Origin of the sequence: Pseudomonas sp. p106 (assembly GCF_003936645.1) — a bacterium.
Classification (GTDB): Bacteria; Pseudomonadota; Gammaproteobacteria; order Pseudomonadales; family Pseudomonadaceae; genus Aquipseudomonas; species Aquipseudomonas putida_E.
Genome location: NZ_RHQR01000001.1, coordinates 352,701 through 369,311, shown reverse-complemented (window position 1 = coordinate 369,311; position 16,611 = coordinate 352,701). Strand labels below are relative to the sequence as shown.

10 protein-coding genes are annotated in these 16,611 nt (G+C 64.2%); 5 read left to right on the top strand and 5 right to left on the bottom strand.

Annotation, left to right across the window (positions count from 1 at the left end; all coding sequences use genetic code 11):
* Positions 1-9: 9 nt before the first annotated feature.
* The gene (gene mnxG / locus EGJ09_RS01890; protein ID WP_125923064.1) at positions 10-5,898 is read right to left on the bottom strand and encodes a manganese-oxidizing multicopper oxidase MnxG; all 5,889 of its coding nucleotides are present in this window, start codon (positions 5,896-5,898) and stop codon (positions 10-12) included.
* Positions 5,899-6,211: 313 nt separating this feature from the next.
* Here mnxG and EGJ09_RS01885 point away from each other — a divergent pair, with 313 nt between their 5' ends.
* Positions 6,212-6,499 (top strand): hypothetical protein, encoded by a 288-nt coding sequence (locus EGJ09_RS01885; RefSeq protein ID WP_046787671.1) that lies wholly within the window; start codon positions 6,212-6,214, stop codon positions 6,497-6,499.
* Between the two features lie 79 nt (positions 6,500-6,578).
* Here EGJ09_RS01885 and EGJ09_RS01880 read toward each other — a convergent pair whose 3' ends face one another.
* The 3 genes from EGJ09_RS01880 to EGJ09_RS01870 all read right to left on the bottom strand — a co-directional run bounded on the left by EGJ09_RS01880 (position 6,579) and on the right by EGJ09_RS01870 (position 8,644).
* On the bottom strand, positions 6,579-6,839 hold the full coding sequence (locus EGJ09_RS01880; protein ID WP_046787672.1) for a DUF1652 domain-containing protein: 261 nt from the start codon (positions 6,837-6,839) through the stop codon (positions 6,579-6,581).
* Positions 6,840-7,120: 281 nt separating this feature from the next.
* On the bottom strand, positions 7,121-7,993 hold the full coding sequence (locus EGJ09_RS01875; protein WP_125923063.1) for an alpha/beta fold hydrolase: 873 nt from the start codon (positions 7,991-7,993) through the stop codon (positions 7,121-7,123).
* Between the two features lie 21 nt (positions 7,994-8,014).
* The gene (locus EGJ09_RS01870; protein WP_125923062.1) at positions 8,015-8,644 is read right to left on the bottom strand and encodes a LysE family translocator; all 630 of its coding nucleotides are present in this window, start codon (positions 8,642-8,644) and stop codon (positions 8,015-8,017) included.
* A gap of 128 nt (positions 8,645-8,772) precedes the next feature.
* Between EGJ09_RS01870 and EGJ09_RS01865 the strand changes: the two genes are divergently transcribed.
* Entirely contained in the window at positions 8,773-9,252 is a 480-nt protein-coding gene (locus tag EGJ09_RS01865) for a GNAT family N-acetyltransferase (RefSeq protein ID WP_046787675.1), read from the top strand.
* Between the two features lie 139 nt (positions 9,253-9,391).
* Here EGJ09_RS01865 and EGJ09_RS01855 read toward each other — a convergent pair whose 3' ends face one another.
* On the bottom strand, positions 9,392-10,513 hold the full coding sequence (locus EGJ09_RS01855; RefSeq protein WP_177433139.1) for an MFS transporter: 1,122 nt from the start codon (positions 10,511-10,513) through the stop codon (positions 9,392-9,394).
* 230 nt (positions 10,514-10,743) lie between these two features.
* Between EGJ09_RS01855 and mexE the strand changes: the two genes are divergently transcribed.
* The 3 genes from mexE to EGJ09_RS01840 are packed head-to-tail and all read left to right on the top strand — an operon-like array spanning position 10,744 to position 16,589.
* On the top strand, positions 10,744-11,985 hold the full coding sequence (gene mexE / locus EGJ09_RS01850; protein ID WP_125923059.1) for a multidrug efflux RND transporter periplasmic adaptor subunit MexE: 1,242 nt from the start codon (positions 10,744-10,746) through the stop codon (positions 11,983-11,985).
* A gap of 12 nt (positions 11,986-11,997) precedes the next feature.
* On the top strand, positions 11,998-15,177 hold the full coding sequence (locus tag EGJ09_RS01845; RefSeq protein WP_012314307.1) for an efflux RND transporter permease subunit: 3,180 nt from the start codon (positions 11,998-12,000) through the stop codon (positions 15,175-15,177).
* Positions 15,174-16,589, top strand: coding sequence for an efflux transporter outer membrane subunit (locus EGJ09_RS01840; protein ID WP_125923058.1), 1,416 nt, complete (start codon positions 15,174-15,176; stop codon positions 16,587-16,589). Before EGJ09_RS01845 ends, EGJ09_RS01840 begins: the two co-directional genes overlap by 4 nt.
* Positions 16,590-16,611 lie beyond the last annotated feature (22 nt).

Genomic DNA, 16,611 nt, shown 5'->3' with positions numbered 1-16,611 from the left:
CCCCTTTTCTTATTGTGCCGGCGCCGTTGCCGGCGGTGCGTCGTCGGTAACCCGCAGAATCCCCCACAGCCCCGAGGTATTGCCGTAGGCGGCGTAGTCTCGGAACAGATAGTCGCCCGGCACCGCGTTGGCGCCCCCGGCGCTAGGCAACATGAAGCTGAAGTGCGCGGCGGGCAGTACGCTCTCCTGGGCACCGATGTACATCGACATCGGGTTGTAGCCAAAGCGCACCGACCCGATCCCAGGCTGCTTCATCGGGTAGCCATCGAGGTCGTTTTTCTCGGCCTGGTAGGCATGCAGTGGCCACAGGTGCCCGTCAAGCTGGTAGGTGATGCCACGGCTGCCGCCACTGGGCATCACCACATGGTTGCGCACGGGTTGACCGGGTTTGGCATACAGCACCGGGGTTTGCGGGTCGCTGCCCACCAGGGCATTGCTGTAGGCCATGTGCGCGTTGGGTACATCCGCGAAGCCAAAGCCATCGGCACGGCCAAACGGAGCGTCCGGTGCCAGGCCGAAGCGCAACCACAGCGGCTCGGTCTTGTAGTTGATGGCCATGTTGCCGTTGTCTTTGGGATCACCTGGCACACCGTTGCCTTCGGTGGCGATACCCTCCACCGGGCGGCCGTCGGCCCAACGCATGTTCAGCGCACGCTGCCAGACGGTGACGAAGTCGCGGTAGTCCGGCTGGCCACTGACCTTGACCGTGGCCTGGGCCCGGCTGGCCGCGTCCTCGGTGAAGGTCGCGGTCTGCGGCAGGATGCTCATGGCGCCCACCAGGCCTTTCTGCGGTTGCTTGATGACATCCGCCGGGGTGAGGTTGAGGGCGCCGAACTCGATTGCCGTGGTGCGGATGTTGTCCACCGTGCGGCCCAGTTGCAGCACCGGCTTGCCTTCACGCTCCAGGTGCCCGGCATAGTACTGGTACACCCTGGTCGGGTAGGCACCGCTGTTACCGCTGCGCGGCGGTACGGTCTGCTCCGGGTTGAGGCCGACGTTGACGCCATCGGACTTGGTGATGTCATAGGCCAGCAGCTGTGCGTGCAGGCCAACGTGGCTGGAGGGCCGGATCAGGTTGTTGTTGAAGGCGGTAGCGCCTTCGCTGTCATTGCGGTCGCGCTTGACCACGTTCTGCATCACCGCCGTGCTGGGCAGGTCCGGCATCACCAGCGGCAGGCGGTTCTCCAGGGTGATGCTGATGCAGTCGCCGGCATTGGCTCGCAACACCAGAGGCTCGACCGGCACCCCGGCCTTGAGCTTGCCGGTGCTGGTATCCAGGTCGGCCTTGCGCACGTACAGCACGGCGGTCGGGTCGTGCAGTGGCGCGCTGTGCCCGCCCACGGTGAAGGTGGTGCCATCCTCCTCGTCGGTCACCGTCACCTGCGGGATGCTGGTGGTACGGCTGTTGAACACCAGGGTGCCGCCATTGGCCTTCAGCGGGCCGCCGACGTGCTGGCCGATACCGGCCGGGTCGTTGATGCTCACACCGTTGCGGTTTTCGAGGATGTCGTTGGCCAGCGCGGCGACGATTTCGTAGTTGCGCTTGACCGTTGGCCGGCTGCCGACGCCGCTGGGGTTGGCCGTGGTTCTCGGGCAGATGCCATCGAAGTTGATGGTGTTGCGCATGGCCACCGGCTGCGGGTTGTTCGGCAGCGCGAACAGGTCGGCACGTTGCGCGGTGTAGTTGCGCATGACGCCCCAGATGCCGTTCCAGTAGCCTTCCAGCGCTGCGTCCAGCGAATACAGGTAGTCGCCATTGGTGGCTGCGGAGCTGGAGATCATCGACACCGGCGCCAGGAAGCCCAGCTGCTCGGATATGCCGATCATCTGCGAGGCCTTCCACCCCGAGTTGGAGCTGCTGCCGTAGCCGGTGCCGTTCTGCAGCCATTTGACGCCGTGCATCGTGACGTTGTGCTCCTCCTCATAGCCGCCAGCGTGCATGCGCAACCGCACGTTGTCGCCAGAGTAGGTGCGCAGCATCGGGGTGAACGGGTCGCCTGGCTCGCTGCCTGCCGTGTTGATGTGCGGCGGGAACAAGGTGGTGCCACCCGTAGGGCCGACCGCAGAGTTGATCGCCGAGGGTGCCAGGTTCATGGCCGGGATGGCACGGTCGGTACGGCTCTGCAAGGCATACCCCAGGTCGCCACCGAGGCCGTCGGCCTGCATGCCGCGTTTGCCATCCGGCGCCACCTTGTTCGGGTCGAACACGCGCAGGGCCAGCGGCTCGTTGCGGTAGTTGACGACGAACATGCCCGGGTCATCCACGGAGATCGCCTGTGGGCATGGCCGGGTCGGGCAACCAGGGTTGAGGCCACCGCGCGATTCGACGATCGACTCCAGCAGGTTCGAGGCCTTCTGCCGCACCGGCGGGTTGATGGCGTAGCGGAAGCTGTCGGCCGTGGCTGGGTAGGCCTGGGCGTTGGGCACACCATCGGGGCCGGCGCCCACATACACGCCCGCTTCATAGGCATGCTGGAAGTCGCTGTACTCAAGGAAGAACTCGCGATAGCTGTCGTTCTTGCCATCACCGTCGTTGTCGCCGGTATTGATCACCGCCTGCCACGAGGTCGGGCCACCGTCCTGGCGCAGGGCGGGGTTGTACAGCTGCTCGCCGGTTTCGGCGTGGTGCCAGGTGGAGCCGGCAGGCTCGGCCAGCACAGTGGCATACAGGCCCAACTGCTGGTGGGTCGATGGGCCGAAGTGGTCATGGGTGAAGATGGTGCCCAGGCCGCGGTCGACGTTGTGCACGTTGACCAGCGGGTCGGCGAACCAGCGCTGCATGGCTGTGCGCGCGCCCACCCAGTCGGCCCGGCCAAAGCGGCCGAAGTACGGGTGCAGCTTGGCTGTCGGGCAGGCGGCGGTGCCGTCGCGGCTGTCGCCCTGTGAACAGCCATTGAACGCACGGATGGCGTTCACGCGTTCCACCACGCTGCCGGGTGAGAGGACACCGTCCTCGTAGTTCCAGCCGTTGGCCGAACCGTCGGCTGCGGTCAGGTCCCACTTGGGCAGGTGGATATGCTGGCCGATCACATCGGTCGGTGTACGCACCTGGTAGTCGTCCATTTCATAGAACGCCGGGATCAGGTTGGTCTGCTGGTACATGGTGCAGTCGAAGGTGTTCATGCGCATTACCAGCGGCTCTGGTGGGCGCTGCTTGGTGATCACTGGCCAGGCGTCTTCCCACAGCGCCAGGATGCGCGCCTGTGGGAAGTGATAGCCGACTTTGTTGTACACCGCGTCGAACTGGATGTTGGCCGCCTTGTAGATGCGAGGGCGGTCGGCAGTGAACGTGGAGGCACCGCGGAAGTTGATGCCGCTCAGGCTCTCGCCGCTGAAGTATTCGCCCGTGGACGATGCCTGGGTAAGGCGTTTGCCGCGGTCATCCATGCAGGGTTCGAAGAAGGGGGCGCCGGCGGTTGGCAGTGCACCATTGGTGCGAAACGCCTTGGCCACCGGCTGGCTGCCAGGGATCAGGGCAAAGCTTGGGTGCTCGGCCTTGGCGTGGAACTGCATGGCGGCCTGCTCGACGTCGGTACCCTCCTCGGGGAGATAGATCGGCTTGGCCTTTTCTACCACCTTGGAAAAATCAAGCTTGGTGGTGGTGGTCACGGCCTCACCACCGGCCGACACTCCATCGAGGGCATGGCGGCCCAAGCCGCCATCCCAACCGTCGACCTGGTTGCCATCGAGGTTGGCCCACAGTGCTGCGCCGCTGTCTTTGAGCTGGCGCGCCATGGCCGGGTCGAGCATGTCCAGCGGCGGGGTCGGCGGACGCTGGCCGACACTGCTTTCCATGCCGCCGATCCAGAAGGGGTAACCTGGGTTTTTCAGGGTGCCGTCAGCGTTGCGGTTGGTTTCGCTGCGGTCGACCAGTGCCAGCGAGCCTACAGCCTTGGCTGCGCCTGGCGCGTCGCTGTGATCGTCATCGCCGTGCTCTGGGTCATCATGATCCTCGTCATCCTCGGCGATCAGCTCTTGCGCCAGTTTCGGCACGACCACGACCTTGCCCGGCATCGGCGCCATGGCTTTGCCTGGCAGCGGCACGATTGCCGGGATCGGCGTACCTGCAATGATTTCGCCGTCCGGCAGCGCACGTGCGCCGGCCGCCGGCTTGCCGCTGCGCAAGGCGAACGGCGTGTCATGGAAGCCGCCCTCCCCCTGCCCGCTGACTTCCAGGCGGGTACCCTCCTCGAACACATCGTGCACCCGCCACATGGCCCACATGCCTTGGGCGAAGTGCGGATAGAAGTGGCAATGGTAAATGGCATCACCCGCCACACGGTTACGGTTGCCCGAGCCGCCGTTGGCGATCTCGTAGGTGTACCCAACACCTGGGCCTATGCCCTGGGCGTCGATGTAGTCGGAGTTGTCGTCATTGGGGTTGAACAGCCACTGGTGGCCATGCAGGTGGAAAATGTGTTGCTCATGGCCGTTGTGGGTGTTGCGGAACTTGGTGAAGTCGCCAATGTAGCTGTGGTGCACGTTGGCCGGCTCCGACGGGTACAGCGCCATGTTGGCCTTGACGCCAATGGCGCTGGCCGGCGGGGTCTCGCCTGGGCGAATGTGTTCCAGGCCGATGTTGGCTGGCACGTCCACCAGGGTGCCGATATCACCCACGGTGTGCGCGCTGAGGAAGAACTCTTCATAGGCGCAGGACAGGCAATCGTGCATCGGCCCGACCCCCAGGCGGTTGGCCACGACTTCCGCGCCCATGCCCCCCGAGCCGTAGTTGATCATGAACGAGTCGCGCGTAGGCTCCAGCACATGCCCCATCACCGGGTCGGCCCAGTAGCCGGGGAAGGCCTGAGTGGCGGCCACTTCATCGGCAAACTGCGAGGCGAAATCGCGGAATGCCTCCAGGCGGTTGGGTAAGGCCGGGTTGCGCTTGTTGATGCTTTCCAGTGGGTAGGTGGAACGCGGGAAGCTGCCGTCCGGGTTGGGCCCCATGACAATGGCGTCGGTTTCACTGCTGAGGATTTCGTTGCCGTCGACCATGGCGATGATCGGCTTGCCGGCCTTGCCTTCGGCTATCCACGGCTCAACCTGTGGGTAGCGGGCCTCGTAGTCGACCACGGGCTGGCCGGTGGCGGCACGGCCGGTACTGGCCAGGCGCATTTCCTCTTCGGTCAGGGTGTTTCGATAGGTGCGCCCACCTTTGGGCACCACCACCACCTGGCCGAACAGGCCATTGGCGACGTTGCCGGCGTTACCCTGGCCGCCGAACGTGGCACCCTGGCTGGTGGCGGCGAAGGCACCTTCGCGCTCGGCGTAGAGGGTGTAGCTGCGGGTAGCGCCCGGGGCGATCAGGAAGTTGCCATTGCGGCCGGTGTTGGCGGCAATGTCGCCGATGCTGTTGACGGCCTGAAGGCCGTTGACCTGAAAGCCGACGTGGCGATCAGTGACCTGCTCGTCGGCGACGAAGTGCTCGCCCCCGTCATTCTCCACTTCTGCAGCTTCTTCGGTTTCATCGCCTTCTTCGGCTTCTTCTCCCTCTACACCTTCGAACTCGTTCTCATCATGGTCGATACCGTGTTTGTTGGGATTGGCCTGATAAGCCAACAGGTTGGTCAGGTTGACCGTCAGGCAATCACCGGCGGCAACCCGCAGCACGATGGGACGTGGGCGTTTGTCCGGGCGCAGGGTCACCTTGCCCGGCACTGCGGCGCCCCCCTTGCTCAAGGGTACCAGGTGCTCGTCCACCACATCCTGACGCAGGGCGAACATCATGCCGTTGGCGTTTTGCGCGCCAAGGCGGTTGAACATCAGGGGCTGGTCCAGGGCGATCACGTTGGCCACCAAGGTGCGCTGGCATTGCACAGCCGCCTCGCTGGTCGCTGTCCAGCCCAGCAGGGCCAGTACAAGTGATGTGAGGACGGGGCCTTTGTTGGGGGTCGACATGCTGCACCTCCGGGACACAGGAACTGTGCAAGAGGGTCAGCAAGGTGTATGCCAGAAGCAAATATCCTTTTTATTCAATGGCTTGGGCGATCAATCGAACCGGATTGGGGTGGATTCCCCGCTGCGCCCCCCACATCAGGGGATGGTATTCGTTGTCATTGCGGGGGGTGTGGGTCACCAGAAAATGGGGTATTCATGGTTTGCCGCAGGGGTGGGTAAACGACCTGTAAACAGGCCCCATAAAAAGTTGAACGTCCGCACTCAGTTGCTTTCCACATGCTGATCGACGTCAACTTCCAGGAGCCCCGCAACGATGAAGATGCCCGGCCGTGCCCCCAACGCCAACGTGCAACTGGACTATGTGCGCGACACGCTGTTCGGCCCGATTGCCATGAGCGTTGAATGCCAGTGCCAACTCGCTGCACTGAACGTGCAGGGGCGCCCTGCCCTGCGCCTGCACATCTGCCCGCCGCTTCCAGACAAAGTCGAGCGGGCGCACAGCGTGGCCTTCGTGTGGGATGGCCGCAGTTACCATGGTGTGGTCCGTGACCAAGGCAAGTGTGGTGATGGCGGGCTGAACCTGCTGCTGGAGCTGCAATGAGCCGATCAACGACGGCGAGGTGGGCTGACGGCAGAATATGGCGCCCGGCCAGCTTCGGCTGACCGGTGCCCCTGGGTGGTCAGGCGATCGCCTTCAGCGACGCTGGCTGGCTGTCACGCAGCGCATGCAACTGGTCAACCAGTTTCACCACGTCACGGCAACTGTTCAGGTTCTGCAATGGAACGCCTGTAAGCGTCACACCCTGCTCCATGTTTGGCCCCTGACCCAAGCGAATGGTCAGGCTTGTGCCATCCAGGCAACTCACTTCACAAAGATCAGGCAGGCAGGCCTGTTCGATCAGTTGGCGCATTTCCAGCATCGAAACACCTATCAACGACATGTTAAGACCCTCTCTTGAGTGGATGGCCTGTTTATCGGAGTACGCCTTTGGCAGGCAGGGTGCCAATTGATAATGCCCATGCCCGGGCGGCCGTCCATGCGCCGGGGCAATTGATGATGCGCAAGATCAACTAGCACCTTAGTGGAAGAACCGGCAAGCCCTCTTACCGTTCGATCCAATCGAGGCACTTCACGACAGGCGGTCAGCGCTGGCGACCGCGTGGCGGGTAGCGCATAAACAGTGCCAATGACGTCGAGCGCCCCCGCCCATGTGATCGTTGCTCAGCCTTTGAGGTGCTCCAGTACCTGTTGCGCCGCCGCGGCCGGATCCTCCTGCATGAAGCAGTGACCTCCGGCGACCTGACGAGCCTGGACCCTGGGGTTGATCGCGGCCAGCCGCTGCACCGAATGCGGCACGAAAGGATAGGTCTGTTCGCCATACAACACACGGGTGGGAACCTGAATGGCGGCAAGATGCGCCCACATGCGCGTCGGGAAGGAACTGAAAATTTCCACTTCACGGCTGGGCCGGCACTTGAGCACCACGCCCTCACCGCAATCGCCGATGGCATGCTCGATGTAGGCCTGCAGCGCCCCATCGCTCCAGCCCTTGAAGATGCCCCGCCCCTGCAGCGAAGCCGTTGCCGCTTCGCGGTCGGGCCAATGGCTGCGGCGGTTGGCGGCCTTGCGCGCCAGGGCATGCCGGCGGTGCAGGCCCACCAGCGCAGCAGCCCCCATGACCCCGATCATGCGCCGGCTGAACAATACCGGGTCAAGCAATACGGCGCGCTCGAACAACCCAGGCCTGATGGCCAGGATCAGCCCGGTGAGCACGCCACCAAAACTGTGCCCCAGTGCATAGCGAGGTACCTCGCCATACTCGCCACGGCCCGCTTCGAACGCCTCCACTGCCAACTCAGCCGTGCGGTTCCAGCCGCGGAACACCCCGCCATGGTCACTGTCGCCGTGCCCCTGAACATCACTGAGCCAGAGGTCGAACTGCTCGCCGAGACGCGCCAGCATCGGCTGGTAGGCCAGGCAGCAGAAGCCATTGCCGTGCAAGAAATGCAGCAGCGGCTTGCCGCTGGCCGGCGAGCGCCAGCCGCGTAAGGTGAAACCTTCGGAGCATTGGTGAGACCAGGGAATCAACTGCATCGGTTTGCCGTACTCGACGCGTTACGAAAACGCCGATTCTACAAACAGCAGCGGGTAAAGCGATATCACCAGCAGCAAGGCCATCAGGACATTGAACAGCATCAGCCAGCGCGGGTTCTGCAGCAGGTTGCGCAGCGCACTGCCAAACATCACCCACACGCCGACGCTGGGCAGGTTGACCAGGGCGAACACGGCCGCGATGACGATCACGTTCAGCACATAGCCCTGGGCCGGTGTGTAGGTGGTGATCGCCCCTACCGCCATCACCCACGCTTTGGGGTTAACCCACTGGAACGCGGCTGCCCCCCAGAAGCCCAGCGGCTTGCGGACATTGGCCGAATCGGCGCTCAACGGGCCGGAGGTGGCGATTTTCCAGGCCAGGTAGAGCAAATAGGCGGCGCCCACGTAACGCAGCACGGTGTACAACGCAGGCCAGGCCTTGAACACCTCGCCAAGGCCCAGACCAACGGCCAGCACCAGGACCATGAAGCCGATGCTGATGCCCAGGGCGTGAGGGATGGAGCGACGCACGCCAAAGTTCACCCCAGAGGCCAGCAGCATGGTGTTGTTCGGGCCTGGGGTTATCGAGGAAACGAAGGCAAACAGCACAAAGGCCATCAGCAGGTCGAAAGAGGCAAGCATGGCAGGCATTCCAGAATGGTAATGAGTGCTGTCACACTACGGCAGTCGCCTTCCGTACAACCGGTACAGTTACATTAAATTACGCAGATACACATGACTGTATCGATACGACGCATTGCTTATCAAGGAAGCCCAGCATGAGCCTTACCATTCGCCCCGCAGTACGCACTGACGCCGCACAGATTCTTGCATTCATCACCGAACTGGCCGAGTACGAGCGTGCGCGCCATGAAGTGGTCGCCACCCTTGCCGATATCGAGCACAGCCTGTTCGATGAGGGCAGCACGGTGCACAGCCTGATCTGCGAACGCGATGGCCAGGCAGTGGGGTTTGCCGTGTATTTCTACAGCTATTCGACGTGGCTGGGGCGCAACGGTATTTACCTGGAAGACCTGTACATCACGCCTGAGCAGCGCGGCGGTGGCGCGGGCCGCGACCTGCTGCGGCACATTGCCCGCGAAGCCGTAGAGAACCGCTGCGGGCGGTTGGAATGGAGTGTGCTGGACTGGAATGAACCGGCGATCGGGTTCTACAAATCGCTGGGGGCCGAGCCGCAGGATGAGTGGGTGCGGTACCGGCTGGATGGGGACAGGCTGCTGCAGTTTGCCCGCGGTTGATCAGTAACCTGTGTGGGCTTGCCGGCGATGCAGGCGCTGCGGCGCAGGGCACCGGCTTTGCCGGTGATCGCCGGCAAGCCGGCTCCTACAGGGACCCCGCTGCTCTCAAGCTCAGCGCTAACCCAGTGGGAGCCGGCCGTCACGCGCCGCTGCGCACACGATGCATCACCACCCCCACCAGCACCACATTGACCAGCGCCAACAGGCACAAGGTCACCAGCACCCCCATCGCGCCAAAGTGCTCGAACAGGTAGCCCCCCACCACCGGCGTCAACGCTTGGCCGATCAGCGACGGCCGCGACATGCGCCCCATTAACAGCACGTATTGCGCAGGCGGCATCATCGCCAAGGGCAACAGCCCGCGCACGATCGCCCGCAAGCCATTACCACAACCGAACACCAGCAGGCCCACGGCCGTGGCCGCCGGCACCAGTGTCACCAGCAGCAGACCGACCAGCACCAGGCTGACCCAAGCCAAGGCCGTCCAGATCGGATGGCGCTGGCCGGTCAGAATCTGCAACACCCTGGAGGCCACCTGGCTGGGACCGAGCATCGCCGCCAGGCCAATTGCCACCGGCAGCGAGTGCCCAAGGCCCTGGAGCACGGCTACCAGTTGCACGGCAATTGCCGTCATGATGATCGCGCCAATAGCGAACATGCTGGTCAGCAGCAGATAAAGCTGGCGGTCGACCCCGGTCGCGGTGCCTTGATCCTGTGCCTTGCGCACCTCCACCCGCCCCCCGGCCGGCAACACTCGCCAATACAACGGCGCCACCACCACCAGCAGCACGAGCGCATAGCAGGCGCAGGTGGTGCGCCAGCCCAGGTGTTCAACGGCCAAGGCCACTGTCGGCCAAGACAGGGTCGAGGCGAAGCCGGCGATCAGGGTGATGCCCGTGATTGCCTTGCCCGCACCCTCGCCATACAACCCGCCAAGGGTGGCGAACAGTGCCTCGTACAGCCCCATCGCCATGCCGACCCCGATCATCGCCCAAGCCAGCAAAAACAGCCCCAGGCCCTGGCTGGCTGCCATGATCAGCAAGCCCACCGCAACCACGGCGCCACTGGCTGCCATCTGCGGACGGCCACCGTAGCGTGCAACAAGGCGGCTGGACAGCGGGGCAAACAGCGCCGAGACCATCAAGCTCAGCGATAGCGCACCGTACACCCACTGGCTGGGCCAGCCGGTGTCGCGGCTGATCGGCTCGGCCATCACCGCCATGAGGAAGAACGAACCGCCCCAGACCAGGATTTGCAGTATGCCCAGGCAGACGATGCCGAGGGGCCCGGGTAGTTGCGGGGAGCTGTTCACGATCGGGCCTTGGTTCACATACGGGGGAGGATCAGAGCCGGCACCCTACCATGCTCGCCATCGATGAAATATCCCGACATATCATTGCGCGTGATAATAACCTTCGCTGCGTTCGATTCGTGCGTCACGCGCAAGGCACTCACACTCCGCCCACTACTAATACTTTGGCGGAGTTCTCCATGGACCACTCACTCAAACCCTTGCGCTTCCCCCTCGCTGCCCTGGCAGTGGTGGTGCTCAGCGCTTGTGGCCGCACCCCAGATGCCGTGCAGGCTCCCGCCGCGCCCAAGGTCACCGTCGCCAAGGTGATCGAGCAGCCGATCAACGAATGGGACGAATTCACTGGCCGCCTCGAAGCCCCGGAAACCGTCGAAGTGCGCCCGCGCGTGTCCGGCCAGATCGACCTGGTGGGCTTCACCGAAGGCGCTCAGGTCAAGAAAGGCGACCTGCTGTTCCAGATCGATCCACGCCCGTTCCAGGCTGAAGTGCGCCGCCTCGAAGCCCAGTTGCAACAGGCCAAGGCCACCGCCATCCGCAGCGCCAATGAAGCTCGCCGTGGCGAGCGTCTGCGTGACAGCAACGCCATCTCCGCCGAGCTTGCCGAGTCGCGCAGCAGCGCTGCCGCCGAGGCCCGCGCCGGTGTCGATGCGATCCAGGCCCAGCTTGACCTGGCCCGCCTGAACCTCAGCTTCACCCGCGTCACCGCGCCGATCAGCGGCCGCGTCAGCCGCGCCCAGTACACCGCCGGCAACATCGTCACTGCCGATGTCACGCCACTGACCAGCGTGGTCTCCACCGACAAGGTCTATGCCTACTTCGATACCGACGAGCGCGTGTACCTCAAGTACACCCAGCTGGCGCGTGAAGGCCAGCGCGGCCAGGCCACCCCGGTCTACCTGGGCCTGACCAACGAAACCGGCAACCCGCACCTGGGCCACATGAACTTCGTCGACAACCAGGTCAACCCGCGCACCGGCACCATCCGTGGCCGCGCCGTGTTCGACAACCGCGACGGCCAGTTCACCCCTGGCCTGTATGCCCGCCTGAAGCTGGTGGGCAGCGCCCAGTACGACGCCGTACTGATCAACGACGAAGCCGTGGGCACCGACCTTGGCAAGAAGTTCGTACTGGTCATGGACAAGGACAACAAGGCGACCTACCGCGCCGTGGAACTGGGGCCCAAGCTCGAAGGCCTGCGTATCGTGCGCAGCGGCCTGGGCAAGGATGACCGCATCGTGGTCAAGGGCCTGCAGCGGGTACGCCCTGGCTCGCCAGTCACCCCGCAGGAAACGCCCATGGCCAGCGAGCAGACCCTCGCCGCCCTCGCCCAGCAGCGCCAGGCTCTGGAAGCCAGCAACCCGGCGCCGAAGGTTGCCGGCACCCATGCAAAAGTCGCCGGCGCCCAAGCGCCGCGCGGTTAAGGGACAACACCGATGAACTTTTCGAAATTCTTCATTACCCGGCCGATCTTCGCCGCGGTGCTGTCGCTGGTGCTGCTGATCGCGGGCTCCATCTCGCTGTTCCAGTTGCCGATCAGTGAATACCCGGAAGTGGTGCCGCCTACCGTGGTGGTGCGCGCCAACTTCCCGGGTGCCAACCCCAAGGTGATCGGCGAAACCGTCGCCGCACCGCTGGAGCAGGCCATCACCGGTGTCGAGAACATGTTGTACATGTCCTCGCAATCCACTGCCGATGGCAAGCTCACCCTGACCATCACCTTCGCCCTGGGCACCGACCTGGACAACGCGCAGGTGCAGGTACAGAACCGTGTCACGCGCACCCAGCCCAAGCTGCCGGAAGAAGTGACCCGTATCGGTATCACCGTCGACAAGGCTTCGCCCGACCTGACCATGGTGGTGCACCTCACCTCCCCGGACAACCGCTACGACATGCTCTACCTGTCCAACTACGCCATCCTCAACATCAAGGATGAACTGGCGCGCCTGGGCGGCGTGGGCGATGTGCAACTGTTCGGCATGGGCGACTACTCGCTGCGGGTGTGGCTCGACCCGAACAAGACCGCTTCGCGCAACCTGACCGCCGGTGACGTGGTCGCGGCCATCCGCGAGCAGAACCGCCAGGTTGCCGCGGGCCAACTGGGTGCCCCGCCCGCCCCCGGTTCGACCAGCTTCCAGCTGTCGATCAACACCCAGGGCCGGCTGGTGAACGAGGAAGAGTTCGAGAACATCATCATCCGCGCCGGTGCCGATGGCGAAATCACTCGCCTGAAGGACATCGCCCGGGTCGAGCTGGGCTCCAGCCAGTACGCCCTGCGCTCGCTGCTGAACAACCAACCGGCGGTGGCCATTCCGATCTTCCAGCGCCCGGGCTCAAATGCCATCGAGATCTCCGACGAAGTACGGGCGAAGATGGCCGAGCTGAAGAAAGACTTCCCTGAAGGCATGGACTACAGCATCGTCTATGACCCGACCATCTTCGTGCGCGGCTCCATCGAAGCGGTGGTGCACACCCTGTTCGAAGCGCTGGTGCTGGTGGTGCTGGTGGTGATCCTGTTCCTGCAGACCTGGCGCGCCTCGATCATCCCGCTGCTGGCTGTGCCGGTATCGCTGATCGGTACCTTCGCGGTGATGCACCTGTTCGGCTTCTCGCTCAACGCCCTTTCGCTGTTCGGGCTGGTATTGGCCATCGGTATCGTGGTCGACGACGCCATCGTCGTGGTGGAGAACGTCGAACGCAACATCGGGCTGGGCCTCAAGCCGCTGGAGGCCACGCAAAAGGCAATGGGCGAAGTGACCGGGCCAATCATCGCCACCGCCCTGGTGCTGTGCGCAGTGTTCGTGCCCGCCGCGTTCATCTCCGGGCTTACCGGGCAGTTCTACAAACAGTTCGCCCTGACCATCGCCATCTCGACCGTGATTTCGGCGTTCAACTCGCTGACCCTGTCGCCGGCCCTGGCCGCCGTGCTGCTCAAGGACCACCACGCACCCAAGGACCGTTTCTCGCGGCTGCTGGAAAAACTGCTGGGCAGCTGGCTGTTCGCCCCGTTCAACCGCTTCTTCGACCGCGCCAGCCACAGTTACGTCGGTGGCGTGCGCCGGGTCATCCGCTCAAGCGGCATCGCCCTGTTCGTCTATGCCGGCCTGATGGGCCTGACCTACCTGGGTTTCTCGTCCACCCCGACCGGTTTCGTGCCAGCGCAGGACAAGCAGTACCTGGTGGCGTTCGCCCAGTTGCCTGACGCCGCCAGCCTCGACCGCACCGAGGCGGTGATCAAGCGCATGAGCGAAATCGCCCTGAAGCAACCCGGCGTGGCTGACTCGGTAGCCTTCCCGGGCCTGTCGATCAACGGTTTCACCAACAGCCCCAACAGCGGCATCGTGTTCACCCCGCTCAAGCCGTTCGATGAGCGCAAGGACCCGAGCCAGTCGGCAGCGGCCATCGCTGCGGCGTTGAACGCCCAGTTCGCCGACATCCAGGATGCCTACATCGCGATCTTCCCCCCACCGCCAGTACAAGGTCTGGGCACCATCGGCGGCTTCCGCCTGCAGATCGAAGACCGTGGCAACCTGGGCTACGAAGCGCTGTACAAAGAAACCCAGAACATCATCGCCAAGAGCCACAACGTGCCGGAGCTGGCTGGCCTGTTCACCAGTTACCAGGTGAACGTGCCGCAGGTCGATGCGGCCATCGACCGGGAAAAGGCCAAGACCCACGGCGTGGCGATCACCGACATCTTCGACACCCTGCAGGTTTACCTGGGCTCGCTGTACACCAACGACTTCAACCGCTTCGGCCGCACCTACCAGGTCAACGTCCAGGCTGAGCAGCAGTTCCGCCTCGATGCCGAGCAGATCGGCCAGTTGAAGGTGCGCAACAACCTGGGCGAGATGATCCCGCTGGCGACCTTCCTGAAGGTCAGCGACACCTCCGGGCCTGATCGCGTGATGCACTACAACGGCTTTATCACCGCGGAAATCAACGGTGCGGCAGCCCCGGGGTACAGTTCCGGCCAGGCCGAAGCGGCCATCGAGAAACTGCTGAACGAGGAACTGCCCAACGGCATGACCTTCGAGTGGACCGACCTGACCTACCAGCAGATCCTCTCCGGCAACACCGCGCTGCTGGTGTTCCCGCTGTGCGTGCTGCTGGCGTTCCTGGTGCTGGCAGCCCAATACGAAAGCTGGAGCCTGCCGCTGGCGGTGATCCTGATCGTGCCGATGACCTTGCTGTCGGCGATTACCGGAGTGATCGTCTCCGGTGGTGACAACAACATCTTCACCCAGATCGGGTTGATCGTACTGGTTGGCCTGGCGTGCAAGAACGCCATCCTGATCGTCGAGTTCGCCAAGGACGAACAGGCCAAGGGGCTCGACCCGCTGGCTGCGGTGCTGGAAGCCTGCCGCCTGCGCCTGCGGCCGATCCTGATGACCTCGATTGCGTTCATCATGGGCGTGGTGCCGCTGGTGTTCTCCTCCGGTGCCGGCTCGGAAATGCGCCATGCGATGGGTGTCGCGGTGTTCTCGGGGATGATCGGCGTGACCGTGTTCGGCCTGTTCCTGACACCGGTGTTCTTCTTCCTGATTCGCCGTTTCGTCGAACGTCGCCAGGCCCGCAAGGCCGAACGTGTTCAATCGCTGGAGAACCACGCATGAAGCTGCTCAAACCCCTGACCCCGAGCCTGCTGGCCCTGGCCCTGGCGGCCTGCGCGGTAGGCCCGGACTACAAAGCGCCGGACACTGAGCCTGCGCGTTTGGCCAGCGACGTGCAGGCCAAGGCCTTCGACCGTAGCCGCTTCGAAAGCGTGTGGTGGAAGCAGTTCGATGACCCGGTACTCAACCAGTTGGTGCAGGCTTCGCTGGACGGCAACCGCGACCTGCGCGTGGCCTTTGCACGGCTCAAGTCGGCGCGGGCGATCCGCGATGATGCCGCCAATGACCAGTTGCCGGTGGTCACCAGCCGCGCCAGCAGTGAGCTCGGCAAGGGCCAGGTACCCGGCCAGACCGATCAACGGGTCAACAGCGAGCGTTACGACCTGGGCCTGGACATGGCCTGGGAGCTCGACCTGTTCGGCCGTATCCAGCGCCAGATCGAAGCCAGCGACGCTCAGGCAGCGGCCGCCCAGGCCGACCTGCAACAGCTGCAGGTCAGCCTGATCGCCGAACTGGTCGATGCCTATGGCCAACTGCGTGGTGCACAACTGCGCGAGAAGATCGCCGTGGCCAACCTCAAGACCCAGCAGGAGTCGCGCAGCATCACGGTGACCCTGCGCGACGCCGGGGTCGGCAACGAGCTCGATGTGGTGCGCGCCGACGCCCGCCTGGCCGGGGTCGAAGCCACCGTGCCACAACTGCAGGCCGAGCAGGCACGGGCTCGCCACCGGATTGCCACCCTGCTCGGCCAGCGCCCGGATGCCCTGAGCGTGGACCTCTCGCCCAAGGCCTTGCCGGCTATCGCCAAGGCCCTGCCGGTGGGCGACCCGGGTGAGCTGCTGCGCCGCCGCCCGGATATCCGTAGTGCCGAGCGCCAACTGGCCGCAGCCACCGCCAATGTGGGCGTGGCGACTGCCGACCTGTTCCCGCGGGTGAGCCTGAGCGGCTTTTTAGGCTTTACCGCGGCGCGCGGTTCGCAGATCGGTTCGTCGGCAGCCAACGCCTGGGGGCTGGGGCCAAGCATCACTTGGGCTGCGTTCGATCTGGGCAGCGTGCGGGCCCGACTGCGCGGTGCCAAAGCCGATGCCGAAGGGGCCTTGGCCAACTATGAGCAACAGGTACTGCTGGCTTTGGAAGAGTCGGCCAACGCCTTTAGCGACTATGACAAGACCCAGCAGCGGCTGCTGTCGCTGATGCGCCAGAGCGAGGCCAGCCGCAAGGCGGCTGACCTGGCTTCGGTGCGTTACCGCGAAGGTACGGTGGATTATCTGGTGCTGCTCGATGCCGAGCGTGAGCGGCTGAGCGCCGAAGATGCACAGGCGCAGGGCGAGGTTGACCTGTATCGCGGCATTGTCTCGATCTACAAGGCGCTGGGCGGTGGCTGGCAGCCGGACTCGGTGGCCAGCGTGCGCTGAGCTCCCACTTTTTAAACGACTC

Bases quoted from the DNA above. Each gene is read 5' to 3' on its own strand.
- mnxG (WP_125923064.1), bottom strand. From the start codon at position 5,898: ATGTCGACCCCCAACAAAGGCCCCGTCCTCACATCACTTGTACTGGCC.
- EGJ09_RS01885 (WP_046787671.1), top strand. From the start codon at position 6,212: ATGAAGATGCCCGGCCGTGCCCCCAACGCCAACGTGCAACTGGACTAT.
- EGJ09_RS01880 (WP_046787672.1), bottom strand. From the start codon at position 6,839: ATGTCGTTGATAGGTGTTTCGATGCTGGAAATGCGCCAACTGATCGAA.
- EGJ09_RS01875 (WP_125923063.1), bottom strand. From the start codon at position 7,993: ATGCAGTTGATTCCCTGGTCTCACCAATGCTCCGAAGGTTTCACCTTA.
- EGJ09_RS01870 (WP_125923062.1), bottom strand. From the start codon at position 8,644: ATGCCTGCCATGCTTGCCTCTTTCGACCTGCTGATGGCCTTTGTGCTG.
- EGJ09_RS01865 (WP_046787675.1), top strand. From the start codon at position 8,773: ATGAGCCTTACCATTCGCCCCGCAGTACGCACTGACGCCGCACAGATT.
- mexE (WP_125923059.1), top strand. From the start codon at position 10,744: ATGGACCACTCACTCAAACCCTTGCGCTTCCCCCTCGCTGCCCTGGCA.
- EGJ09_RS01845 (WP_012314307.1), top strand. From the start codon at position 11,998: ATGAACTTTTCGAAATTCTTCATTACCCGGCCGATCTTCGCCGCGGTG.
- EGJ09_RS01840 (WP_125923058.1), top strand. From the start codon at position 15,174: ATGAAGCTGCTCAAACCCCTGACCCCGAGCCTGCTGGCCCTGGCCCTG.